This window comes from Roseitalea sp. MMSF_3546, from assembly GCF_030732865.1.
Lineage (GTDB): Bacteria > Pseudomonadota > Alphaproteobacteria > Rhizobiales > Rhizobiaceae > Roseitalea.
Window position 1 is genome coordinate 1 of sequence record NZ_JASHKB010000019.1, and the last position, 22,962, is coordinate 22,962.

Annotated in this window: 23 protein-coding genes; 2 read left to right on the forward strand and 21 right to left on the reverse strand. The window is 66.9% G+C overall.

All coding sequences use genetic code 11. The annotated features are described in order from the left end of the window. Positions 1–325: 325 nt before the first annotated feature. From hflX to dusB, 9 genes are all read right to left on the reverse strand, one after another. Positions 326–1,606 (reverse strand): GTPase HflX, encoded by a 1,281-nt coding sequence (hflX, locus tag RBB34_RS14270; protein WP_306119980.1) that lies wholly within the window; start codon positions 1,604–1,606, stop codon positions 326–328. 86 nt (positions 1,607–1,692) lie between these two features. After that, entirely contained in the window at positions 1,693–1,944 is a 252-nt protein-coding gene (gene hfq, locus RBB34_RS14275) for an RNA chaperone Hfq (RefSeq protein ID WP_306119904.1), read from the reverse strand. 148 nt (positions 1,945–2,092) lie between these two features. Further along, positions 2,093–2,968 carry a D-amino-acid transaminase gene (locus RBB34_RS14280; protein ID WP_306119905.1) on the reverse strand — a complete coding sequence of 292 codons (876 nt, stop codon included), beginning with the start codon at positions 2,966–2,968 and terminating at the stop codon, positions 2,093–2,095. Positions 2,969–2,993: 25 nt separating this feature from the next. Continuing rightward, a complete protein-coding gene (gene trkA / locus RBB34_RS14285) occupies positions 2,994–4,370 on the reverse strand; it encodes a Trk system potassium transporter TrkA (RefSeq protein ID WP_306119906.1) in 1,377 nt (458 codons plus the stop codon). Positions 4,371–4,376: 6 nt separating this feature from the next. Then, entirely contained in the window at positions 4,377–5,738 is a 1,362-nt protein-coding gene (locus RBB34_RS14290; RefSeq protein WP_306119907.1) for a sigma-54 dependent transcriptional regulator, read from the reverse strand. Further along, positions 5,735–8,056 carry a PAS domain-containing sensor histidine kinase gene (locus RBB34_RS14295; RefSeq protein WP_306119908.1) on the reverse strand — a complete coding sequence of 774 codons (2,322 nt, stop codon included), beginning with the start codon at positions 8,054–8,056 and terminating at the stop codon, positions 5,735–5,737. The genes RBB34_RS14290 and RBB34_RS14295 overlap by 4 nt, the downstream gene beginning before the upstream one ends. Before the next feature lie 270 nt (positions 8,057–8,326). Next, the gene (gene ntrC / locus RBB34_RS14300) at positions 8,327–9,787 is read right to left on the reverse strand and encodes a nitrogen regulation protein NR(I) (RefSeq protein ID WP_306119909.1); all 1,461 of its coding nucleotides are present in this window, start codon (positions 9,785–9,787) and stop codon (positions 8,327–8,329) included. After that, on the reverse strand, positions 9,784–10,923 hold the full coding sequence (locus RBB34_RS14305; protein ID WP_306119981.1) for a nitrogen regulation protein NR(II): 1,140 nt from the start codon (positions 10,921–10,923) through the stop codon (positions 9,784–9,786). Before RBB34_RS14305 ends, ntrC begins: the two co-directional genes overlap by 4 nt. Positions 10,924–10,943: 20 nt before the next feature. Further along, positions 10,944–11,990: a tRNA dihydrouridine synthase DusB gene (gene dusB / locus RBB34_RS14310; protein ID WP_306119910.1), complete on the reverse strand. Its 1,047-nt coding sequence runs from the start codon at positions 11,988–11,990 to the stop codon at positions 10,944–10,946. A 106-nt stretch (positions 11,991–12,096) separates the two neighbouring features. Here dusB and RBB34_RS14315 point away from each other — a divergent pair, with 106 nt between their 5' ends. Continuing rightward, positions 12,097–13,356, forward strand: coding sequence for a bifunctional 2-C-methyl-D-erythritol 4-phosphate cytidylyltransferase/2-C-methyl-D-erythritol 2,4-cyclodiphosphate synthase (locus RBB34_RS14315; protein WP_306119911.1), 1,260 nt, complete (start codon positions 12,097–12,099; stop codon positions 13,354–13,356). Next, entirely contained in the window at positions 13,349–13,879 is a 531-nt protein-coding gene (locus RBB34_RS14320; protein ID WP_306119912.1) for a CinA family protein, read from the forward strand. Before RBB34_RS14315 ends, RBB34_RS14320 begins: the two co-directional genes overlap by 8 nt. On the opposite strand, the gene RBB34_RS14325 is transcribed toward RBB34_RS14320, so the two are convergent. The 12 genes from RBB34_RS14325 to RBB34_RS14380 all read right to left on the reverse strand — a co-directional run bounded on the left by RBB34_RS14325 (position 13,870) and on the right by RBB34_RS14380 (position 22,953). After that, positions 13,870–14,346 carry a type II toxin-antitoxin system RatA family toxin gene (locus tag RBB34_RS14325; RefSeq protein WP_306119913.1) on the reverse strand — a complete coding sequence of 159 codons (477 nt, stop codon included), beginning with the start codon at positions 14,344–14,346 and terminating at the stop codon, positions 13,870–13,872. The genes RBB34_RS14320 and RBB34_RS14325 overlap by 10 nt on opposite strands. A 2-nt stretch (positions 14,347–14,348) precedes the next feature. Next, positions 14,349–15,323 (reverse strand): lipoyl synthase, encoded by a 975-nt coding sequence (gene lipA, locus RBB34_RS14330; RefSeq protein WP_306119914.1) that lies wholly within the window; start codon positions 15,321–15,323, stop codon positions 14,349–14,351. Between the two features lie 27 nt (positions 15,324–15,350). Then, entirely contained in the window at positions 15,351–15,644 is a 294-nt protein-coding gene (locus RBB34_RS14335; protein ID WP_306119915.1) for a pentapeptide repeat-containing protein, read from the reverse strand. Positions 15,645–15,652: 8 nt separating this feature from the next. Beyond that, positions 15,653–16,063 (reverse strand): hypothetical protein, encoded by a 411-nt coding sequence (locus tag RBB34_RS14340; protein WP_306119916.1) that lies wholly within the window; start codon positions 16,061–16,063, stop codon positions 15,653–15,655. Then, complete coding sequence (gene lpdA, locus RBB34_RS14345) at positions 16,060–17,508, reverse strand: dihydrolipoyl dehydrogenase (RefSeq protein ID WP_306119917.1); 1,449 nt, start codon at positions 17,506–17,508, stop codon at positions 16,060–16,062. The genes RBB34_RS14340 and lpdA overlap by 4 nt, the downstream gene beginning before the upstream one ends. Then, positions 17,501–18,088 (reverse strand): GNAT family N-acetyltransferase, encoded by a 588-nt coding sequence (locus tag RBB34_RS14350; protein WP_306119918.1) that lies wholly within the window; start codon positions 18,086–18,088, stop codon positions 17,501–17,503. The genes lpdA and RBB34_RS14350 overlap by 8 nt, the downstream gene beginning before the upstream one ends. A gap of 47 nt (positions 18,089–18,135) precedes the next feature. Then, complete coding sequence (locus RBB34_RS14355) at positions 18,136–18,372, reverse strand: YdcH family protein (RefSeq protein ID WP_306119919.1); 237 nt, start codon at positions 18,370–18,372, stop codon at positions 18,136–18,138. Between the two features lie 81 nt (positions 18,373–18,453). Beyond that, positions 18,454–19,098, reverse strand: coding sequence for an SGNH/GDSL hydrolase family protein (locus tag RBB34_RS14360; RefSeq protein WP_306119920.1), 645 nt, complete (start codon positions 19,096–19,098; stop codon positions 18,454–18,456). Beyond that, positions 19,098–19,349 carry a hypothetical protein gene (locus RBB34_RS14365; RefSeq protein WP_306119921.1) on the reverse strand — a complete coding sequence of 84 codons (252 nt, stop codon included), beginning with the start codon at positions 19,347–19,349 and terminating at the stop codon, positions 19,098–19,100. The genes RBB34_RS14360 and RBB34_RS14365 overlap by 1 nt, the downstream gene beginning before the upstream one ends. 73 nt (positions 19,350–19,422) lie before the next feature. Further along, the gene (locus RBB34_RS14370) at positions 19,423–20,862 is read right to left on the reverse strand and encodes a pyruvate dehydrogenase complex dihydrolipoamide acetyltransferase (RefSeq protein WP_306119922.1); all 1,440 of its coding nucleotides are present in this window, start codon (positions 20,860–20,862) and stop codon (positions 19,423–19,425) included. Between the two features lie 5 nt (positions 20,863–20,867). After that, positions 20,868–21,494, reverse strand: a complete 627-nt coding sequence (locus tag RBB34_RS14375) for a Uma2 family endonuclease (protein WP_306119923.1) — start codon at positions 21,492–21,494, stop codon at positions 20,868–20,870. Between the two features lie 49 nt (positions 21,495–21,543). After that, positions 21,544–22,953, reverse strand: coding sequence for a pyruvate dehydrogenase complex E1 component subunit beta (locus tag RBB34_RS14380; protein WP_306119924.1), 1,410 nt, complete (start codon positions 22,951–22,953; stop codon positions 21,544–21,546). Positions 22,954–22,962 lie beyond the last annotated feature (9 nt).

Here is a 22,962-nt window from a genome sequence, read left to right on the forward strand (position 1 = left end):
GGTGGGCCGGGCCGGTTTGGCCCAATTCCTTCGGTCTTCGGCTCGGCCGTATCCCGATACGCCCATCGCCAAAGCCCTTGACCTTGAACCAAATCGGCTCCGGCAGAATGGTTCAATCTCATCACAGAACGCTCTAACGACCGTATCGCCATCGCCGGGCGCCGACACCTGATCGCCACCGATTGGATACGCGCAGCGCATCAGGAGGGCACGGAGCCTTCGACCGGCATTCGGGGCCGTCGGTAACGGCGTTGCGTCCGACCCGGCCCGACGCGTGCGGCGCGCGACCCGCACCGTGACTGACGCGTGCCGGGTTCGCGGGAGCCTATCCGGCCGCAGCGCGGCGCTGGTCGAACTGGTCGGCCATCTCGCGCGTCATCTGCACATCGACCGTCACCTCGCCATTGTCGCGGTCGGTACGCCCGCGCACGATCGCATGATCGTAAAGCCATGCGATATCGCCGAAGCGTGTCGGCGGCACCGTCACCGTGCGCCGGACCAGTTCGCCCGCAATGCGCCGTTCGATCTCCCGGCCCAGCGCGTCGATCCCCTCGCCGGTCAGCGCCGAGACCGCCAGATCGCCCTGCCCCGCATTGGCCAGACGCTGGCGCAGCGCGGCGCGCGCGGCTTCGTCCAGTGCGTCGATCTTGTTGAAGACCTCGATCACATGGTCGTCGGACGGCGCAACGCCCAGATCGGCGAGCACGGCACGCACATCCTCGCCCTGCGCCGCCCCCTGCGGGTCCGAGGCATCATGGACGTGGATGACCAGATCGGCCTCCTGCACCTCCTCGAGAGTGGCCCGGAAGGCGGCGACCAGATGGGTGGGCAGATCCGAGATGAAGCCGACCGTGTCGGACAGGATGATCTGCGTGCTGCCGGGCAGCTCGACCCGGCGCAGCGTCGGATCGAGGGTGGCAAACAACATGTCCTCGGCCATCACCTGGGCGCCCGTCAGCCGGTTGAACAGCGTCGACTTGCCCGCATTGGTGTAGCCGACCAGCGCCACCACCGGCAGCGGCACCTTGCGGCGCTTGGACCGGTGCAGCGTGCGCGTGCGGCGCACCTGCTCGAGTTCGCTCTCCAGCTTCTTGATCTTGTCGCGCAGGATACGCCGGTCGGCCTCGATCTGGGTTTCGCCGGGCCCGCCCATGAAACCGGCCCCGCCGCGCTGGCGCTCAAGGTGCGTCCAGGAGCGCACCAGCCGGCCGCGCTGATAGTTCAGATGCGCAAGTTCCACCTGCAGCGCGCCTTCCCGGGTGCGCGCCCGCCGGCCGAAGATCTCCAGGATCAGCCCGGTGCGGTCGAGCACCTTGGCATCCCACGCCTTTTCAAGATTGCGCTGCTGGCCGGGGGTCAGCGGGTGGTCGACGACCACGAGGCCCGCCTCATGCGCCTTGATCAGCCCGGCGATCTCCTCGACCTTGCCGGCGCCGATCAGCGTGGCCGGCACCGGCTTTGCCACCTGCACCACAAGCCCCTGGGCGATTTCGAGATCGATCGCCAGCGCGAGCCCGATCGCCTCGCTCAGCCGCTCCTGTGGCGTGCGGCGCGCAGCTTTGGCCGCAGAGCCCGCATTCGGGCGACCGGCGATGTCAGGTGCAATGACGAGCGCGCGCGTGGGTACGATGCGTCGGTCGAAACCGCCGTAACGCCCCTGCTTTTCGGGCGTGGCGCGGGGAATGATGTCCGTCACTCGGCTTTCTGGCCCGTATTGTCAGCGTCGAAGAGCTGCACCGGCTGGCTGGGCATGATCGTTGAAATCGCATGCTTGTAGACGAGTTGTCCGCTGCCATCGCGCCTGAGCAGAACGCAGAAATTGTCGAACGATGTCACGACACCGGTCAACTTGACTCCGTTGACCAGGAAGATCGTCAACGGGACCTTCTGTTTTCTTACAGCGTTCAGAAACTGGTCTTGAAGGTTCTGGGACCTTTCCGCCATCTATCTCGCCCCACCCTGGTGCTTTTTCGTTTCCGCATGGCGTGATCTCAAGGTCACCGGACCCCGAACGCGCACGAACGCAAGCGGTTGTTCGTTCAAGCGTATCAGTTACGGTCAGAGATTTGCGAAAAGATCAACCCATTTCAAGTCATCGGGTGCGACCAAGCGGCGTTTTTTCCGCAGCGTCAAGGTAGGCCGCTCGCAAGGCCATGGCCGTCTGACCCGGATGGCCGTTGGCCACCGGCCGCCCGTCAATGGCGACGACCGGCATGACGCGCGAGGTGGCCGAGGTCATGAAGGCCTCGCGCGCGCCATGGGCTTCGCCGACGCTGAACGGCCGCTCCTCGACCTCAAGGCCAAGGTCGGTCGCCGCCCTGAGCACCGTGGCGCGGGTGATTCCCCGCAGGATGCCGCTGCGCGCCGGTCGGGTGACGAGGGTGCCCTGCCCCGTCACGATCCAGGCATTGGTCGAGGCTCCCTCGGTGACCATGCCATCGGCATCGACGAGCCAGGCTTCGGCGGCGCCGCTGTCGAGCGCCTGCTGCTTGGCCAGCACATTGGGCAACAGGCCGGTCGTCTTGATGTCGACCCGCTCCCATCGATTGTCGGGCACGGTGATCACCGCGACGCCGGCCGCCGCCTTGCGCGCCACCGCCGCAGGGTCGACGCGCCTGGCCGTGATCACGATGGCCGGCCGTGTCGCCGCCGGCGGGAACGGGTGGTCGCGCGGGGCGACGCCGCGGCTGACCTGGACATAGACGAGCCCGTCGCGGACCCGGTTGCGCCGCGCCACCTCGATCATGACGCGCGCCAGCGCCGACCGATCGAGCGGCCAGCCCATGGCCAGTTCGCCCAGCGACCGGTCCAGACGGTCAAGGTGCCCCGTCCGGTCGATCATCATGCCATCGACGATCTCGCAGACCTCGTAGACGCTGTCGGCGAACTGGTAGCCGCGATCGTCGATATGCACCTGGGCCGACGCATGCGGCACGTAGCGGCCATTGACATAGGCGATCCGCGCCATGGTTTCTCCCCTCTTCTCGCCGCGGTCAGAAGAACTGAAGGCTGACCCGGAAGAGCTGCTCGACCTTCTTCACCGCGCTCGTCTTGGCGAATATCACCACGCGGTCATGCGCCCTGATCTGCGTTTCGCCGTCCGGCTTCATGACCTTGCCCTCGCGATAGACCGCGCCGATGCGGATGTCCTCGGGCAGGTCGAGGTCGCGCAACGGCGTGCCGACCAGCGGCGAGGTCTCCAGCGCCTCGGCCTCGAGCACCTCGGCCTGGCCCTTTTGCACCGAATGCACCTGGCGGATGCGCCCGCGGCGCATGTGCTGGAGCACCCGCGAGATCGTCACCGCGCGCGGATTGATATGGGCGTCGATCCCCAGCGTCGCGGTGAAGCTCTGATAGCTCAGATCGTTGATCAGGCTCATCGTCGCCTGACAGCCCAGATTCTTGGCCATGACCGCGCAGAGCACGTTGACCTGGTCGTCATTGGTCAGCGCGACCATGAGTTCGGCGTCCTGGATGTCGGCCTCGTGCATGATCTGCTGGTCGAGCGCGCTGCCGTTGAGCACGATGGTGCGACGCAACGTGTCGGCGACCTTGATGGCCCGTTCACGGTTGCGCTCAATGATCTTGGTGTTCGTTCGCGCGCTGCCCTTTTCGAGTTCGCTGGCGACGAAATGGCCGATATTGCCGCCGCCGGCGATGACGATGCGCCGCGCCTCGGTCTCCTCGTGGCCGAACAGCGACAGCGTGCGCCGCACCTGGTCCTGGACGGAGATCACATAGACCAGATCGTCGGCGAGAAGCTGGTCGGAGGAATGCGGCACGAACAGCTTGTCGTTGCGCCACACGCCGACGACAGTGGCGTTGAGATCGGGGAACAGATCGGTGAGCTGGCTCAGCGGCGTGTTGATGACCGGGCAATCCTCCCGGCACTCGATCGCCATCATCACGACCTGGCCGTCGGCGAACTCGACGACGTCCGTCGCGCCGGGCAGCGCGATGCGCCGCAGCACCACCTCGCCGACCTCGCGCTCGGGCGATATGATGACGTCGATCGGCAGGTTGTCGCGCGAAAACAGGTTGCTGTAGTGGCTGTGCAGATAGGACTGCGCGCGCACGCGGGCGATCTTGGTGGGCACCTCGAACAGCGAATGGGCCACCTGGCACGCGGTCATGTTGACCTCGTCATACAGCGTGACCGCGATGATCATCTCCGCTTCGTCGGCTCCGGCCGCCGCCATCACGTCGGGATGGCTGCCATGGCCGACCACGCCGCGCACGTCGAGCGTGTCGCGCACGCGGGCGATCAGATCGTGCGAGGTGTCGATGACCGAGACGTCATTGTCCTCGCTCGACAGCCGTTCGGCGATGCCGAAACCGACCTGGCCGGCGCCGCAGATGATGACGCGCATGAAACCTCACACTCCGAGCGACTTCAGTTTGCGGTGAAGCGCCGAGCGTTCCATACCAACGAACTCGGCGGTCCGCGATATGTTTCCGCCAAAACGGTCGATCTGGGCCAGAAGATAGTCGCGTTCGAAGCGCTCGCGCGCCTCGCGCAGCGGCAGCGACATGATGTGCACGTCATCGCGCGTGGGCGCGCGGGGCAGGTTCTCGCTGAGTTCGGCCGGCAGCATGTCGGCGCTGATCACGAGATCGTCGGCCTCGTCGCGCGTCAGGATCATCAGCCGCTCGATGGCGTTTCTGAGCTGGCGGATGTTGCCCGGCCAGGCATGGCTCTGCAGCACCGCCATGGCGTCATCGCCGATGATCTTGGCCCGGATGCCGGTCTGCGCGCTGATCTGCTTCATGAAGGTCTGCACCAGCACCACGATATCCTCGCGCCGCTCCGACAGGGCCGGCACCGGGACCGGCACCACCGAAAGGCGGCTGTACAGATCGCGGCGGAACCGGGAATCGGCGATCAGCGCCTCCAGGTCGAATGCGGTCGAGGAGATGATGCGCACATCCACCTTCACGCGCCGCACACCGCCCACGCGTTCGAATTCCTGCTCGACCAGCACGCGCAGGATCTTCGATTGCGTCTCGATGGGCATGTCGGCGACCTCGTCGAGATAGAGGATGCCGCCATGGGCCTGTTCGAGCGCGCCGACCTTGCGCTCGGCGCCATTGGCCTCGGTGCCGAACAGTTCCACCTCCATGCGGCTCGGTGTGATCGCCGCCGCATTGAGCGCCACGAACGGTCCCTGGGCCCGGCCCGAGGCGGCGTGGATGGCCCGCGCCACGAGCTCCTTGCCGCAGCCCGACGGCCCGGTGATCATCACCCGGCTGTTGGTCGGCGCCACCCGTTCGATCGCCTGGCGCAGCGCGGCCATGGCCGGCGAATTGCCGATCAGTTCGCCATGCTCGCTGGCCCGCTGGCGCAGATCGGCCACCTCGCGCTTGAGCGCCGAGGCTTCCAGCGCGCGCTCGGCCACCAGCACCAGCCGGTCAGCCTTGAACGGCTTTTCGATATAGTCATAGGCGCCGCGCTTGATCGCCGAGACGGCGGTCTCGATATTGCCGTGTCCGGAGATCATGACTACGGGCAGGCCCGGATGCATCTGCTGGATCTCGTCGAGCAGGCCGAGCCCGTCCATGCGGCTGCCCTGCAGCCAGATGTCGAGGAAGATCAGGCGCGGCACCCGGTCGGCGATGGCCGCCAGCGCGGCGTCGCTGTCGGCGGCGGTGCGCGTCTCGTGGCCTTCGTCGTCGAGAATGCCCGACACGATCTCGCGGATATCGTCCTCGTCATCGACGATCAGAATATCGGCTTTCATGGCGTGGTCTCCGTTGGCGCATGCCCGGTTTCCCGGACAGGTTCCTGCCCCGTGTCCGTGCGGCCGTCATCGTCCGCAGCCCGCCCGGTGGTCTCCGGCACCGGAAAGGAAAGTCGCACCATCGCGCCCATCGCGCCATGGAAGTCGGGTGGCGCATCGTGCAGTTCGAGCGCGCCGCCATGGTCTTCCATGATCTTGCGCACGATGGCCAGGCCAAGCCCCGTGCCCTTTTCGCGCGTGGTCATGTAGGGCTCGAGCAGCTTGTTGCGGTGCTGGCGCGGCAGCCCTCGGCCATTGTCGAGCACATCGACATGGATGTGCTCGCCGTCCGCCGAACGTCCGGCCCGCACCAGCACATGGCCGGCCACGGACCCGTTGTCATGGCTGGCAAGCCGCGCCTCGATCGCTTCGGATGCGTTCTTGACGATGTTGCCGACCGCCTGCCCGACCAGCCGGTCGTCGAACAGGGCCGTCAGCGGCTCGTCGGGCAACTGGCGCTCGAACTGGATGTCGCTGCGGCTGACCTCGACCAGGAACGCCGCCTCGCGCACCGTCTCGCGCAGGTCCTGCACCGACATGGCCGGCTTTGGCATGCGCGCAAACGAGGAGAACTCGTCGACCATGCGGCCGATGTCGCCGACCTGGCGGATGATCGTGTCGGTGCACTGGTCGAACACCTGCCGGTCGTCGTCGGCGATCACCTTGCCGTAGCGCCGCTTGATGCGCTCGGCCGAAAGCTGGATCGGCGTCAGCGGGTTCTTGATCTCGTGGGCGATTCGCCGCGCGACATCCGCCCAGGCGCTGGTGCGCTGCGCGTCGACCAGTTCGGAGATGTCGTCGACGGTGACGACATGGGTGCGATGGCTGCCCTCGGACTTGCGGTCGAGCTTGACCTGGATGTTGAGCACCCGTTCCCGGCCGGTCTTGTCGGCATAGGTGACCTGGCTGCGGAAATCGGAACGCGCCGCCGCAAGCGCCTCGCCGAAGGCCCGGTTGACCGAGGGCGAGATGTCCCCGAGCCAGGTGCCCGGCGCAATCTGCGCGCCCTCGTTCAGGATCGCCGCCGCCGAGCGGTTGGCGACGCTGATCCGGCCCTTGTCGTCAAGGCCCAGAACGCCGGCCGAAACGCCCGACAGCACCGCCTCGGAGAACCGCCGCCGGCCGTCGATGACGTCCTTGGCGCGCAGGATCTCGTCGCGCTGCGACTTGAGCTGGCCCAGCATGCCGTTGAACGTCTCGGCCAGATGGCCGACATCGCCATCCGAGGACCGCACCGGCACGCGCACCTCGAGATTGCCGCTGCCCACCTCGTCGGAGGCGTTGATCAACTGGCGGATCGGCCGCACGATGCGGTTGGCCACGGCCAGCCCGGTCCAGATCGCCGCCAGCAGCAGGATCAGCGTCAGCCCGAAATACAGCAGCGCGAAGGCCAGTTGCAGCGTGCCCTGATTGGCTTCGAGATTCTGGTACTCGGCGCGGTTCTGCTGCATCAGCCGGACCGCGTCGAGCGCCTGCGCATCGACCGTGCGGATCGTGTAGAGCAGCGCGTTGTCGATCTCGCGAAGCTGGATCAGCGCGCCGACCAGGTTCGTGCGTCCCGGCGGAATGATCACCGGCGCACCGTCGGCCGCCGCCTCGAGCGCATCGGCCGGCGGCATGGGCAGGGGCCGCTCCACCGCGATGTCCGCGCTGTGGATGACGGTTCCGTCGGGCCGGATCACGGACGCGCCGAGCATGCCGCGCCCGCGCGCCTGCTGCGTCAGCAGACTGCGGAAGCCGGTCCGGTCAAGGCTGAACAGGATGCGCTGGGAGTCGAGCGCAAACGCCATGTTGATGGTCGCATCGCGCAGGTTGATCGCGTTTTCGTTGACATAGGATTCGGCGACCCGGATCGAGGAGTCGACGATCGTCTGCGTGCGGATCTCGAACCATCGATCGAGCCCCAGATCGAGCGTGATCGCGGCGACGATCGCCACCGCCAGAGCCGGCGCGGTGGCGACCAGCGAGAACATGGCGACGATACGCACATGCAGGCGCGAGGCGGCCTTGCGCGTGCGCCGGGCCTGCAGGATGCGGTGCAGTTCGATGCCGATCAGCCACATAAGGCCGGCGACGAACAGCCCGTTGATGGCAATCGCGCCGGTGGTAACGCGATTGTCGGGCTGTATCGGCGTCAGCCCGATCAGCACGACGAACGACACGCCCGCGGTGATCAGCGCGGCAATGACGATGACGATGCCGCCGATCGAACTGATGCGGTCGGCCCCGACGCTTCGGGCGACAGCCGTTCGAGCCGTGCCTTGTTCCACCGAGACCATGCAGTTCTCCCGCGCCCATAATGCAAGCTGCGCAGACCTTTGGGTCCGCCGGCTCGGCACCTGACGCATCATGCGCGGGGCACCGCCCGGCCATGGGCCAACGGTCCCCGGTTACGCCCCGAAGTCGCAATCCTGCAACACGATGTGGCAATATTACAACGCCCGCAGCGGTGCAAGGCTGCCGCCAAACAGCCCACATCACCATTCATGACAATGCGGCAAGACAGTGAAGCGCACCGGGTCGGGCGCATCGTGCCGGACGCGGGCGGCTCAGCCCTTCATCACGGTGACGCCCAGATCGCGGATCTTCTTGCGCAGCGTGTTGCGGTTGAGCCCGAGCACGTCGGCGGCGCGGATCTGGTTGCCGCGCGTGGCGGTGAGCGTGGCGATGATCAGCGGAAATTCGACCTCGGCCAGCACGCGGTGGTAGAGCCCGGGCGGCGGCAATGCATCGCCGAAGGAGGCGAAGTAGCGCTGCATGTTGATCTCGACGGCCTGGCCGATGGTCGGATCGACCGCCGAGAAGCTGCCCTTCGCCTCGCCGTCCTCCTCGTCGGCACGTTCGGAGGCGCGCAGTTCGGCGGCGACGATGTCGGCGGTGATCTCGTCCTGCGGATAGAGCGCGGCGAGCCGGCGGATCAGGTTCTCCAGCTCGCGCACATTGCCCGGCCAGTCGTAGCGCCGCATCAGCTCGAGCGCCTCGGGCAGGATGCGCTTGGCCTCGAGCCCCTCCTCCTGCACCTTGGCCAGGAAGTGGCTGACCAGATCGCCGATGTCCTCGAGTCGCTCGCGCAGCGGCGGCATGCGCAAGGGCACCACGTTGAGCCGATAGTAGAGGTCTTCGCGGAACAGGCCCTGATTGATCAGCGCGCGCAAATCCTTGTTGGTCGCCGCCACGATCCGCACATTGGTCCTGATCGGCGTGCGCCCGCCCACGGTCACGTATTCGCCCTGCTGGAGCACGCGCAGCAGCCGCGTCTGCGCCTCCATGGGCATGTCGCCGATCTCGTCGAGGAACAAGGTGCCGTTCTCGGCCTGTTCGAAGCGGCCGGACGAACGCGAATGGGCGCCGGTGAACGCACCCTTTTCATGGCCGAACAGCTCCGATTCGATGAGATCGCGCGGAATGGCGGCCATGTTGATGGCCACGAACGCACCCTTCTTGCGCCGGCCGTATTCGTGCAGGGCGCGCGCGACGAGTTCCTTGCCGGTGCCCGATTCGCCGTTGATCAGCACCGTCAGGTCGGACTGGATCATGCGCGCGAGCACGCGATAGATGTCCTGCATGGCCGGCGAGCGGCCGACCAGCGGCATCGCCTCGTCGGCCTTTTGCGGCTCCACCCCGCCGGGCCGGTCGCGGCGCCTGGCCTCGGTCAGCGAGCGGCCGACAATGCCGGTCAACTCGACCAGGTCGAACGGCTTGGGCAGATACTCGTAGGCGCCCTTCTCGGTCGCCCGGATCGCGGTCATGAAGGTGTTCTGCGCGCTCATGACGATGACCGGCAGGTCCGGCCGCACCTTCTTCATGCGCGGCAGCAGGTCGAACAGATTGTCGTCGGGCATGACCACGTCGGAAACGACGGCATCGCCCTCCCCCGCCGCCACCCAGCGCCACAGCGTCGCCGCATTGGAGGTCACGCGCACATCGTAGCCGGCCCGCGACAGCGCCTGGCTGACCACCGTGCGGATGGCCGCGTCGTCGTCGGCGACGAGCACCGTGCCATGGGTCATGATCGCGCCTCCGGATTGGCCAGGGCAGCGGCCGCCGGCTCGCCGGACAGGCGCGGCATGCTCGCCGGCGCGGCCGGCATGAGAATGCGGAAGACGGTCCTGCCTGGCGCGCTGTCGCATTCGATGACGCCGCCATGGTCGCCGACGATCTTCGCGACCAGCGCCAGACCGAGGCCCGAGCCATTGGTCTTGGTCGTGATGAAGGGGTCGAACATGTGGATCTGCATGTCCTCGGGCACGCCGGGGCCGTTGTCCTCGACGGAGAATTCGAGCGGCAGCGACACCCGCTCATTGGCGCCCGGGATGGAAAGGTGCACGCCGGGCCGATAGGCCGTCCGCAGGCGGATCTGCGGCCGGTCGGCGCTCGCGCACGCCTCGGCGGCGTTCTTGACCAGGTTCAGGAAGACCTGGATGAGCTGGTCCTGATCGCCGGCCACATCGGGCAGGGACGGATCGTAGTCCTGCGAGAAGCGGACATCGTGGGCAAAGCCGGTCCTTGCGATCTGCTGGACGCGATCGAGCACGACGTGGATGTTGACCGCATGGCGCTCGACGGGCCGCTCGTCGGAGAACACCTCCATGCGGTCGACCAGCGAGACGATGCGGTCGGCCTCGGCGCGTATGAGCTGCGTCAGGGCGCGGTCCTCGTCGCTCGCCGAGGCTTCGAGCAGTTGCGCGGCGCCCCTGATGCCCGACAGCGGGTTCTTGATCTCGTGCCCCAGCATGGCGGCAAGCCCGGTCACCGAGCGCGCCGCGCCGCGATGGGTCATCTGCCGGTCGAACTTGTCGGCCATGGAGCGCTCGCGGAAGACGATCACCATGGCGCCGGGCTCCTCGGAAACCGGCGTGACGTGAATGTCGACGATGCGTTCGCTGCCGATGCGCGGCGAGGACAGGTCGACCCGGTATTCGTTGATCGGCGAGCCGTGCTCGCGCACCTGCCGGATCAGCGCGATGAGCGGGCTCGAAAAAGGCACGAAATCGGCGATCGTCCGCCCTTCCAGATGGGTGGAAGAGGACAGGAAGAAATACTCCGCCTCCAGATTGGCAAAGCGGATCACATCGTCCGGATCGAGCAGGATGACCGCGTCGCGGATCGTGTTGAGCACCTGCAGCGCGCGGTCGCCGCCTTTGATCTGTCCTGCGCCGAACCTGCTCACGCGGCCAACTCCATGGCCGGCCGCGCGGCGGCCTCTGCAAGGATGTCGTCGATCATCGCCATCACGGTTTCGGGCTCGCGGGCCCGCAGCATGGCACCCTTTCGCGCAGCGAAATCGCCGATGTGTGCCGCATGCGCATCAAGATACCAGCCAAGATGCTTGCGCGCCCGGCGCAGGCCGGCCTTTGCGCCGTAATGGTCGAGCATGGCCGCGTAATGCGCCTGCACATAGCCGCCGATGGCGTGCGGACCGGGCGCCGTCGCGTCCGTGCCGGCGATCGCGCCCGCAAGCCAGGGCCGGCCGCAGGCGGCGCGGCCGACCATCACCGCATCGGCCCCCGAGGCGTCGAGCGCGGCGTGGGCCGTAGCGGCATCGGCAATGTCGCCATTGACGACCAGCGGCACGGTGATCGCATCGCGCACGGCGGCGACGGCGTGCCAGTCCGCCCTGCCCTCGTAGAACTGCTGGCGCGTGCGGCCATGCACGGTGATCATCCGGATCCCGGCTTCTTCGGCGCGGCGCGCCAGTTCGGGGGCGTTGATCGCGTTTTCGTCCCAGCCAAGCCGCATCTTCAGCGTCACGGGCACGTCGACCGCCTGCACCGTCGCCTCGATCAGTGTGAGCGCATGGTCGAGATCGCGCATGAGCGCCGAACCGGACCGCCCGCCGGTCACCTTCCTGGCCGGACAGCCCATATTAATGTCGATGATCTGCGCGCCGGCATCGACGCCGATGCGCGCCGCCTCGCCCATCCAGCGTGCCTCGCGGCCGGCCAGTTGCAGCATGAACGGCCCCTGCCCGGCATGACGCGCCGCGCGCTGCCTGCTCTCGGCGCTGTTGCGGCACAATTCGCCGCTGGCGATCATCTCGCTCACCACCAGCCCGGCGCCATGGCCGTAGGCCAGCCGGCGGAAAGGCGCGTCGGAAATGCCCGACATCGGCGCCAGGAACACGCGGTTGCGCAGCGTGACGGCACCGAGGGAAAGCGCCGCGGACAGATCGGCGACCGCCTCGCCATGAACGTTTTTTGGGCATACACTCATTTTGCCTATTCTTTATACAGTTGCGCGTGATTGCGCAATCGCCCGCGTCTGATAAACCGCGCCGACGCCTTGTCTTGTTGCCACCGGATATGCCGACCCCGCCGCCATGGCCGATACGACCGCCACAGCCGACGCGCAACCACCCGATGCAACGCTCGGCCTCGTCATCGTCGCGGCCGGTCGCGGCGCCCGATCGGGGCTCGACGCCGGACCCAAGCAGTATCACCCTCTGGCCGGTCGGGCGCTGATCAGCCATACGCTCGATGCGTTCTCCGGCACCGTCGCACCGGCGCGCACCTGCGTCGTCATTCATGCCGACGACGACGGTCGCCTGGACGAGGCGCTGGGGCCGGACCGCCGTGCCGGGTTGATCGTCGCCCATGGCGGTGACAGCCGGCAGGCCTCGGTGCTGGCCGGTCTGGAGGCTCTCGCCCGGACCGCTCCGGACACCGGCCATGTCATGATCCACGATGCCGCGCGCCCCTTCGTGACGGCAGACCTGCTCGCGCGCATCGGTCAGGCGATGCGCGACCACCCCGCCGCCGGTCTGTTGCCGGTCCTGCCGATCGCCGAGACAATCAAGCGTGTTGGCAACGCGAACCTTGTCGAGCAGACAATTGATCGAAAAGGCCTTTTTACCGCCCAGACCCCGCAGACCTTCCCGCTGGCACCGATCCTTTCGGTGCATCGGCGCGCAGGCGCCGAAGGGCGCTCCGATTTCACCGATGACGCCGCGCTTTTCGAGTGGGCCGGCCTGCCGGTGCGCACGGTTGGCGGCGACGGGGCCAATGTCAAACTCACCTACAGGCCCGATTTCGCCATGGCCGAACAGGCATTGCAGCCACGCATGACCGCCCTGCCCGATGTGCGCACCGGCAACGGCTATGACGTGCACCGCTTCGGTCCGGGCGACCGCGTCACGCTGTGCGGCATCGACATTGCCCACGACAAGGCCCTGACCGGGCATTCGGACGCCGATGTCGGACTGCACGCGCTGACCGACGCGCTGCTTGCCACCTGCGGCGCCGGCGATATCGGCGACCACTTCCCGCCGTCCGACCCGCAATGGAAGGGCGCGCCGTCCTCGATCTTCGTCCAGCGGGCGGCCGAAATCGTGCGCGATCATGGCGGCACGATCATGAACGCCGATGTGTCGATCATCGCCGAGGCGCCGAAGATCGCGCCCCACCGCCAGGCGATGCGCGAGACGATGGCGCGCCTGCTCGGCATCGAAACGCAGCGCTGCTCGGTCAAGGCGACGACGAACGAAACCATGGGCTTTGTCGGCCGTTGCGAAGGCATGGCCGCAATCGCCACGGCAAGCGTGGTCTATGGCCCGACACGGACAAGAAGCGACCATGGCTGACCTTTATGACGACATCGCCGGGCTGTCGGCGCGCCTCGTGGCGATGTCCACCGAACGCGACGCCATGGTCACCACCGCCGAAAGCTGCACGGGCGGCATGATCGCCGCCGCCATCACCGACAATGAAGGCGCCTCGATCGCGTTCGAGCGCGGCTTCGTAACCTATGCCAATCAGGCCAAGGTCGAACTGCTGGGCGTCGATGCCGGGCTGATCGAAAGCGTCGGGGCGGTCTCGGGCGAAGTCGCCGGGGCCATGGCCGAGGGCGCGCTGGCCCGTTCGAATGCCGATATCGCGATTTCGGTCACCGGCATCGCCGGCCCTGGCGGCGGCTCGGACATCAAGCCCGTCGGCCTCGTGTGGTTCGGCTGCGCCAGTGCCTGGGCCCCCACGCTGGTCGTCAGCCGGCAGTTCGAGGATCGCGGCCGTGCCTTCATTCGTGCCATCAGCGTGGTAACGGCGCTTCAGATTGTCGTCGATACGCTCGATGGCATGCCGCAGCGGACGCCGGACAGTCAGCCCTGAGCGGCCACGCGCGGATGGGTCGAACCGTAGATGACATCGGCCCGCCGCTCGAAGGCTTCGGAGAATTTGCGGAAGGCCCGGTCGAACATGGCGCCCATCAGCCCGCCCAGCATGCGGTTCCTGAACTCGTAGTCGATGTGGAAGTGCACGTCGCAGCAGCCCTGCCCGCAATCGACGAAACGCCAGACATTCTTCAGATAGCGGAACGGGCCGTCGACATAGGAAACATCGATCTCCAGGACGTCGTGCTTGAGCAGCACCTGGCTGGTGAAGGTCTCGCGGATGGCCTTGTAGCCGACGGTCATGTCGGCGATCAGCATGGTGCGCGCATCCTTTTGGCGGCGCGAGCGCACCGTCAGCGCCTCGCACAGCGGCACGAATTCCGGATAGCGCTCGACATCGGCGACAAGCTCGAACATGTCGCGCGCCGTGTGGCGGACGCGGCGTGTGGACGAAAATTCCGGCATGGTCAGGCGGCGGCCTCGGCGATCTTGCGCTCGCGCGCCGCCCGCAGCTTGTCGAAATCCTCGCCGGCATGGTGCGAGGACCGCGTCAGCGGGCTGGCCGAGACCATCAGGAAGCCCTTGGCGTAGGCCGCCGTCTCGTAGGAGGCGAACGCGTCGGGCGTGACATAGGCCATCACCTTGTGGTGCTTTCTGGTCGGCTGCAAGTACTGGCCGATGGTCAGGAAATCGACATCCGCCGTGCGCAGATCGTCCATCAGCTGCAACACCTCGTTGCGGGTCTCGCCCAGGCCGACCATGATCCCGGACTTGGTGAACATTGTCGGGTCGAGTTCCTTGACCCGCTGCAGCAGGCGGATCGAATGGAAGTAGCGCGCGCCCGGCCGCACGGTGAGATAGTTCGAGGCGACCGTCTCCAGATTGTGGTTGAAGACGTCGGGGCGAGCCGCGACGACCGTTTCGAGCGCGCCGTCCTTGCGCAGGAAGTCGGGCGTGAGCACCTCGACGGTCGTGCCGGGCGAATGGGTGCGAATGGCCTCGATGACCGCGACGAAATGCTGCGCGCCACCATCGGGCAGGTCGTCCCGGTCGACCGAAGTGATGACGACGTGATTGAGGCCCATCTTGGCGACGGCCCTTGCGACATTGACCGGCTCGTCCGGATCGACCGGGCCGGGCCGCCCGGTGGTCACGTTGCAGAACGCGCAGGCGCGTGTGCAGATCTCGCCCAGAATCATGAAGCTGGCGTGCTTCTTGTCCCAGCACTCGCCGATATTGGGGCAGCCCGCCTCGCCGCACACCGTCACCAGATTGTGCGACTGCACGATGGCGTTGGTCTCGCGATAGCCCTTGGAGACGGGCGCGCGCACGCGGATCCAGTCGGGCTTGCGCAGACCGGAGTCCTGATCGGGCCGGTGCGCCTTTTCGGGATGGCGCGGCCGGGCGGGCGTGGCTTTGACGGTGTCAAGAACGGTGACCATGGCAGAATGCGGCTTCGGTTGGCGTGATCAGACGGGCGCGGCCTGTGCGGCCTGCGCCAGGGCTTGGCGGTCGATATAGTCTGGCAGCGTCGTGGTTTCGTCGATGACGGCGCGGCTGAGCTGATCGACGGTGAGGTTCTTGGCGTCGGTCAGATCGGCACCGATGAGCACCGTCCCGGCCAGATTCGCGCCCTCGAAGTCGCTGCCGACAAAGCGCGCGTTCTTGAAGTCGGCACCGGCGAAATTCGCGTTCTTGAGCACCGCGCCGCTCAGGCTGGTGCGACGCAGAAATGCGCCATGCAGATCGAGCGGCGGCAGCATCTCGGGCGTCAGATGTGGCGGTCGTTCTCGTCGGGCCTCAGCCATCCTTGCACAAACTCCATGATCTCTTTGACGTCCAGTGGCGAGTCGTCGTCGCGATAATCCGCCTCGGTCTCCCGCAGATAGGCTGCAAGCAGCCGGTACACCGGTCCGGCCAGGTCCGGAAAGTCCTCGGCGATCTGTTGTAGAATATAGACCGCCCCCAGCCTGACTTCCAACCGTTCATCGCCAAGTTGCCCGACAGCCCGGTTGAACAGTTCGGCCACGAAGTCCCGGCGCGCAAGTTCCGCCTGCCGTGTCGAGGCTTCGGCCTGCCGATTCGCCGCAAACACCCGCTTCCACGCCAGATAGGTGCCGACCAGTGCGACGACGGCCAGGGCCGCATTGCGCACCAGTTCGGAAAACGCGAGCAGGCTCACGCGTTGAGCGCCCGTCCATAGGCATCGAGCACGCTTTCCTTCATCATCTCCGACAGGGTCGGATGCGGGAAGACGGTATGCATCAGCTCTTCCTCGGTGGTCTCCAGATTCATGGCCACGACATAGCCCTGAATCAGTTCGGTCACCTCGGCGCCGACCATGTGGGCGCCGATCAGTTGCCCTGTCCCGGCGTCGAAGATCGTCTTGACCAGGCCCTGGTCCTCGCCGAGCGCGATCGCCTTGCCATTGGCGCCAAACTGGAAGCGGCCGACGCGCACTTCGCGGCCTGCTTCCTTGGCCGCCTGTTCGGTCATGCCGACGGAGGCAACCTGCGGGTGGCAATAGGTACAACCGGGGATCAGGCTCTTGTCGAGGGCGTGCACACCCGGCACGCCGGCGATCTTCTCGACGCAGATTACGCCCTCGTGTTCGGCCTTGTGGGCCAGCATGGGCGGGCCGGCGACATCGCCGATGGCGTAGACGCCCTCGACATTGGTGCGGCCATAGCCATCGGTGACGATGGTGCCGCGCTCGGTCCTCACCCCGACGGCGTCGAGCCCGATACCCTCGATGTTGCCCTGCACGCCGACCGCCGAGATCAGCCTGTCCGCCTCGATCGCCGTCGACTTGCCGTCCTTGGTCTCGACATGGGCGACGACCGAATCGGCCTTCTTGTCGACCTTTGTGACCTTGGCGCCGGTCATGATCTTCAGGCCGTGCTTTTCAAGCTGCTTGCGGGCGAGCTTGGAAGTCTCCTCGTCCTCGACCGGCATGATCCGGTCCATCAGTTCGACCACGGTCACATCGACGCCCATCGAGTTGTAGAAGCTGGCGAACTCGATGCCGATCGCGCCCGAGCCCATGACGACGAGCTTTTCGGGCATCTTCTGCGGCACCATCGCCTCGAAATAGGTCCAGATCAGCTTGCCGTCCGGCTCGATGCCGGGCAGCGCGCGCGGCCGGGCGCCGGTGGCGACGATGATGTGCTTGGCGGCGTAATCGCCCTCGCCCTTGACGCCCTTGGGCACGGGCGGCTGCGGCTCCATGGGCGCCTTTGTCGGCCTGCCGACGGTGACCTTGCCCCTGCCGGCGAGTTTCGCCTCGCCCCAGATGACATCGACCTTGTTCTTCTTCATCAGGAAGCCGACGCCACCATTCAGACGCAGCGAGACCTTGCGCGAGCGGTCGACGACGGCCCTGACATCGGGCGTGATCGTGCCCTCCAGCGTCAGTCCGTAGTCCTTGATACGGCCGGCATGGTCCATGATCTCTGCCGAGCGCAGCAGCGCCTTGGTGGGAATGCAGCCCCAGTTCAGGCAGATCCCGCCCAGATGTTCGCGTTCGACGATCGCTGTCTTCAGGCCAAGCTGCGCCGCCCGGACCGCGGTGACATAGCCCCCCGGCCCCGATCCGATGATGATCACGTCATAGGTGTTGTCAGCCATGGAACCCCTCTTGGTCGGACGCCCGCCGCATCAGCAGCCAGTCGCGCGTCGTGTGCGTGGTCAGGTAGGCAATGAAGGCTTCGCGCGCGACCGGCTCGAACCCCTCGCTTTCGTAGAGGGCGATGGCGCCCAGATTGTCATCGGAAACGACCAGATGGGTGGCCCGTCCGCCGGCGCGCCGCACCTGGTCGCGCAAGAGCGCCCGCGCGATACCGCGCTTGCGGAACGGCCAGTAGACAGCCAGCGCGTCGATCAGCCAGCCGCCCGCCGCGCGCCCGAACAGGCCGAACACCGGTTCGAGCACCGGTTCGGCCGGCGCCGGCGGATCAAGACCGTCAGCAAGCGGATAGCCGACCGCCATGCCGGCCACCTCGCCGCCGATCTCGGCGACATGTCCATTGGTCCAGTTGGCCGGACCGTCGCCATGGGCGTAGCCGGTGCGCAGCCAGTCGAATGCATGCCCGGCCTCGCCACGCGCCACCGCACGCGCGCCCAGCCAGGACGGCAGGCCGTGGCCGGCCATGTCGTCGAGAATGGCCAGGTCGGCGCTGTCGCCAATCGTCGCGGGGCGGATATGCACGGCTCCGGTCTCCGGTTATGGGAGACCGGCGGGCAATGGCGCGAAAGTCAGCCCGTCAGCATCCCGTAGATCTCGTCTTTGAGCTGCATGCGCTTCTTGCGCATGGCGTCCATGTTGAAATCGTCCGTTGGCTCGATGTCCGTTTCGGCGCGGTGGATGGCCCGGTTGATCTCGTGATACTCGTCGAAGAGCCGCGCGAAATGCGCGTCGGACGTCTTCAACGCCTTCATCTTTTCGACGTGCTCGGGGAATTCTGCGGCCAGCTCGTGCGGCGTGTGCGCCATGAACGGTGCTCCTTTCGTTCGTGCTGGCGCAACCCTAGCGGCCGGCGTTCTGCCCTCCTTGATCGGTGTCAACTGCCATGGTCATGAGGCCAGGACGCTGCGCACGAGCGGCGCCAGCGCAACGCCGATGGCGCGCGTGTTCCTGGCATCGAGATGAATGCCGTCGACGGGCGAGGCCTGGGCCACACTGCCCGCATCGAAGAACGCGCAGCCAAGCTCCCCGGCGAGCCGCTCATAGAGCCCGGCAAGCTTGCGCGATTCGGCAGCCCCGCCCTCGAAGATGGCGGCGAAGTCGACATGGTCCGTGGCAACCAGCGGCGGCGGCGCGACGATCACCAGCTTGGCGCTCTTGCCGCCCGGCATCCCCTGCTGGTGGCCGAGCGCGATCTCGGCAAGCCGCTTCATGCCGCCCTGGGCGCTGGCAATGGCCGAGCCGGAGACGAAGGGCTTCATGTCGTTGCCGCCGAGCATGATGACGACCAGATCGATCGGTGCGTGCGCATACAGCGCGGTGGGCAGCGCCTTGACGCCATTGCGGTCGCAATCGGCGAAGGATTCGTCGAAGGCCGTCGTGCGGCCGCGCACCGCATCGGTGATCACCTCGTGTCCGTCGCCGAGTTCGGCCCGCAGGGCCTCGGGCCAGCGATACCGGTGCGGATGTCGCGCACCGGTCTGCGGGTCCGAACCCCAGGTCAGCGAATCGCCGAATGCGAGGATGGTACGCATCAGCGGGCCTTCATCAGATCGTCGACCTTGGCCTCGAGCGCCTTGATGCGCTCCTCGAAGTCGCCGGTGACGAGCCTGGACATCATGGTGTCGGCGGTCAGCGCGTGGCGGAAGTTCTTCTGGGCCTCTTCAATACGGTCGAGCCGCTCGTCGACGCCGTCAAATCGCCTCTGGGCACTTGCAAAGCTCTCGCGCATTTCGGCCCGCATTTCGCGCAGCATCGGCATCACCATGTCCTCCGGTTCGGGCATCATCACCTCCGTCATTTCCCGCTCGATGCCCTAACATGGTGGGGGGCGGTTCGATTGTCACGCCCGGCCGCCATCACACCAGCATGCGCATCGGGTTTTCGATATAGCCCTTGAAGGCGGCGAGCAGTTCGGCACCGAGCGCCCCATCCACGCAGCGATGGTCGGTCGACAGCGTGACGGTCATCATGGTGGCGATGGCGAGCGCCCCGTCCCTGACGACGGGGCGCTGCTCGCCCGCGCCGACCGCAAGGATCGTGGCGTGCGGCGGGTTGATGACGGCGGCGAAGTCCTTCACGCCCATCATGCCCATATTGGAAACCGAGGTCGTCCCGCCCTGATATTCGTGCGGCTTGAGCTTGCGCTCCCTGGCGCGCCGACCCAGATCCTTCATCTCGCCGGAGATGACCGAAAGCGGCTTTTCCTCTGCGCGGCGCACGATCGGCGTGATCAGTCCGCCGTCGATGGCGACCGCGACCCCCACATCGGCATGGTGGTGGCGCACCATTGCCTCGTCGGTCCAGGAGACATTGGCATCGGGCACATCGCGCAGCGAAAGCGCCAGCGCCTTGATCACCATGTCGTTGACCGACAGCTTGTAGGCCGGCTTGTCGTCCTTGACCGGCGCGGCCTTGTTGAGCTCGGACCTGAGCGCCAGCAGCGCGTCGAGCTCGCAATCGATCGTCACGTAGAAATGCGGGATCGTCTGCTTGGATTCGGTCAGGCGCCGGGCGATGGTCTTGCGCATGCCGTCATGCTTGACCAGTTCGTAGCTTCCCTCTTCGAAATTGGCGAGGATCTGCTCGCTGGTCGGGCCGGCGGCCAGCGGGGCCGGCGCGGCGGCAAGGCCCGGTGCGGCCGCTTCGGCAGCCGGCGCCTCGGCCGTTGCGGCCTCCGGCGCGCCCTGTTCGAGCGCGGTCTCGACATCGCGCTTGACGATGCGGCCTTTCGGCCCCGAGCCCGACAGCGCGGTGATGTCGATGCCGGCATTGTTCGCGATGCGGCGGGCGAGCGGCGAGGCGAAGACCTTCTCGCCGTCCCGGGTCGGCACGGGACCGGCCTTGACGGTGTCCGGAATTTTCGATGCCGCCTCCGGATCGCGCGAACCGGCCCGCTGCGCGGGCGGCGCGGCGCCATTGCCCGATGCGGCCGGCGCCGTTTCCGCGGCCGGCTCGTCCTTGTCGGCATCCTGCGCGGCATCGACCGCCGGTTCGTCGCCATGCCCTTCGCCGGACGTGCCGGGATCGGCGCTGGCCGCCTCGCTGACATCCTCCCCTTCCGCGGCAAGGAGCGCGATCGGCGCGTTGACCTTGACGCCTTCGGTGCCCTCGTCGATCAGGATCTTCGCCACCGTGCCCTCGTCGACCGCCTCGACCTCCATGGTCGCCTTGTCGGTCTCGATCTCGGCGATCACGTCACCGGGCTCGATCGTGTCGCCCTCCTTGACCAGCCATTTGGCGAGGTTGCCCTCCTCCATGGTCGGCGAAAGCGCGGGCATCGTGATGGTGATGGGCATGGGCGTCAGTCTCCCGCCGGTTCGTCGGGTTTGCGTGTGTCGTGATGCGGGTCGCCGCCCGTCTTCGGCTTGTCGAACGGAAACAGCGACATCAGCGGAAACGAAATGGCGTCGAACGGCTCGAGGCCGACCTGTTCGTCGCCGGCGGCGGTGCCGGTCAACAGCCAGTTCCCGTCCACGAGCCGGAAAGCTTCGAGCAATTGGGTGTCGGGGTCGAGAAGCCACAGGTGGGCCACGCCCGCCTCGCCATAGATCCGGCGCTTGGCCGTGCGATCGTAATATTCGGTTGACGGCGAGATGATCTCGCAGACCCAGTCGGGCGGCGTCTCGATCCAGTTGGTCTCGGGCAGTTCGGTCAGACGTTCACGCCGCCAGCCGGCGAGGTCGGGCACGACGAGATGCCCGCCGAGCGACAGCTCAGGTTCGGTCAGGAAGACCCATCCGCCGGGACCACCCTCGCCGAAATCGAACCGATCGCCAAGCTTGCCGGTCAGGACTGCATGCGCGCGCGCATGCCGTGGCCTTGGTCGCCGATGAGTGACCAGCGCGCCGTCGATGATCTCCGCCACCATGCCTGGCGGCGCGGCGAGCACGTCGGCATAGGTCGCGCGCTTATGCGCAAGTTGGGTCATCGGCGGGCGGGCCTCCTGTTGGCTCGCGGGCAGCTTAGCACGGCGCCGCTCAATCGGCGTAGCTGACGGTCTTGACTGCCTCGACCACCTCGGCGACGCTCGGCAGCGCGAGCTTTTCGAGATTGGCCGCATAGGGCATCGGCACGTCCCTGCCGGCGATGGTGATCGGCGGCGCGTCCAGATAGTCGAACGCCTGGCGCGTGACCTGGTTCGCGACATGGTCGCCCACCGAGTTCTGCGGGAAGCCCTCCTCCACCGTCACCAGTCGGCCGGTCTTCTTAACGCTCTCGATCACGGTCGGCAGGTCCATCGGCCGCAGCGTGCGCAGATCGACGATCTCGCAGTCGATGCCCTGGCCGGCCAGTTCCTCGGCCGCCTTGACCGCATAGGTCATGCCGATGCCGAAGGAGACGATCGTGCAGTCCGTCCCGGCCCTGTGGATGCGCGCCTTGCCGATCGGCAGCACGAAATCGTCGAGCTTGGGCACATCGAAGCTCTGTCCGTAAAGAATCTCGTTTTCAAGGAACATCACCGGATTGGGATCGCGGATCGCCGCCTTGAGCAGACCCTTGGCGTCGGCCGCCGTATAGGGCATGACCACCTTGAGGCCCGGTATATGGCTGTACCAGGCGCCATAGCATTGCGAGTGCTGCGCGGCGACGCGCGCCGCCGCCCCGTTGGGCCCGCGAAACACCATGGGCGCGCCCATCTGTCCGCCGGACATGTACAGCGTCTTGGCCGCCGAATTGACGATCTGGTCGATCGCCTGCATGGCGAAGTTGAAGGTCATGAACTCGACGATGGGCCTGAGCCCCGTCATCGCCGCGCCGACGCCGACGCCGGCAAATCCGTGCTCGGTGATCGGCGTGTCGACCACGCGCTTGGCGCCGAACTCGGCAAGCAGCCCCTGTGTGACCTTGTAGGCGCCTTCATACTCGGCAACCTCCTCGCCCATCACGAACACATTGCCGTCGCGGCGCATCTCCTCGGCCATGGCGTCGCGCAGCGCTTCGCGCACCGTTGTCGACACCATTTCGGTGCCCTGGGGAATGTCGGGGTCGGACGGCATGGGCTGGGTTTCGGCCTTGGGAACCGCCGCCGGCGCCGGCGTCGGCTCGGGCGCCTGCGAGGCCGGCTCGGCCGCGGGCGGCTGCTGTTGCGCCGCACCGCCGCCACCGCCATCCGTGCGTGGCTTGTCGATATCCTCGGCGCTCTCGCCATCGCCCAGCAGCACGGCGATGGGGGTGTTGACCTTGACGCCCTCGGTGCCCTCGCCCACCAGAATCCTGCCGAGCGTGCCCTCGTCGACCGCCTCGACCTCCATGGTCGCCTTGTCGGTCTCGATCTCGGCGATCACGTCGCCGGGCGCGACCTCCTCGCCCTCCTTCTTGAGCCATTTGGCGAGGTTGCCCTCTTCCATGGTCGGCGACAGCGCCGGCATCAGGATGTCAATCGGCATGGTGGCGGA

Excerpts from the sequence above, each read along its gene's own strand:
- hfq (WP_306119904.1), bottom strand. The coding sequence starts at position 1,944 with ATGGCGGAAAGGTCCCAGAACCTTCAAGACCAGTTTCTGAACGCTGTA.
- RBB34_RS14280 (WP_306119905.1), bottom strand. The coding sequence starts at position 2,968 with ATGGCGCGGATCGCCTATGTCAATGGCCGCTACGTGCCGCATGCGTCG.
- trkA (WP_306119906.1), bottom strand. The coding sequence starts at position 4,370 with ATGCGCGTCATCATCTGCGGCGCCGGCCAGGTCGGTTTCGGCATCGCC.
- RBB34_RS14290 (WP_306119907.1), bottom strand. The coding sequence starts at position 5,738 with ATGAAAGCCGATATTCTGATCGTCGATGACGAGGACGATATCCGCGAG.
- RBB34_RS14295 (WP_306119908.1), bottom strand. The coding sequence starts at position 8,056 with ATGGTCTCGGTGGAACAAGGCACGGCTCGAACGGCTGTCGCCCGAAGC.
- ntrC (WP_306119909.1), bottom strand. The coding sequence starts at position 9,787 with ATGACCCATGGCACGGTGCTCGTCGCCGACGACGACGCGGCCATCCGC.
- dusB (WP_306119910.1), bottom strand. The coding sequence starts at position 11,990 with ATGAGTGTATGCCCAAAAAACGTTCATGGCGAGGCGGTCGCCGATCTG.
- RBB34_RS14315 (WP_306119911.1), top strand. The coding sequence starts at position 12,097 with ATGGCCGATACGACCGCCACAGCCGACGCGCAACCACCCGATGCAACG.
- RBB34_RS14320 (WP_306119912.1), top strand. The coding sequence starts at position 13,349 with ATGGCTGACCTTTATGACGACATCGCCGGGCTGTCGGCGCGCCTCGTG.
- RBB34_RS14325 (WP_306119913.1), bottom strand. The coding sequence starts at position 14,346 with ATGCCGGAATTTTCGTCCACACGCCGCGTCCGCCACACGGCGCGCGAC.
- lipA (WP_306119914.1), bottom strand. The coding sequence starts at position 15,323 with ATGGTCACCGTTCTTGACACCGTCAAAGCCACGCCCGCCCGGCCGCGC.
- RBB34_RS14335 (WP_306119915.1), bottom strand. The coding sequence starts at position 15,644 with ATGCTGCCGCCGCTCGATCTGCATGGCGCATTTCTGCGTCGCACCAGC.
- lpdA (WP_306119917.1), bottom strand. The coding sequence starts at position 17,508 with ATGGCTGACAACACCTATGACGTGATCATCATCGGATCGGGGCCGGGG.
- RBB34_RS14355 (WP_306119919.1), bottom strand. The coding sequence starts at position 18,372 with ATGGCGCACACGCCGCACGAGCTGGCCGCAGAATTCCCCGAGCACGTC.
- RBB34_RS14360 (WP_306119920.1), bottom strand. The coding sequence starts at position 19,098 with ATGCGTACCATCCTCGCATTCGGCGATTCGCTGACCTGGGGTTCGGAC.
- RBB34_RS14365 (WP_306119921.1), bottom strand. The coding sequence starts at position 19,349 with ATGCCCGAACCGGAGGACATGGTGATGCCGATGCTGCGCGAAATGCGG.
- RBB34_RS14370 (WP_306119922.1), bottom strand. The coding sequence starts at position 20,862 with ATGCCCATCACCATCACGATGCCCGCGCTTTCGCCGACCATGGAGGAG.
- RBB34_RS14375 (WP_306119923.1), bottom strand. The coding sequence starts at position 21,494 with ATGACCCAACTTGCGCATAAGCGCGCGACCTATGCCGACGTGCTCGCC.
- RBB34_RS14380 (WP_306119924.1), bottom strand. The coding sequence starts at position 22,953 with ATGCCGATTGACATCCTGATGCCGGCGCTGTCGCCGACCATGGAAGAG.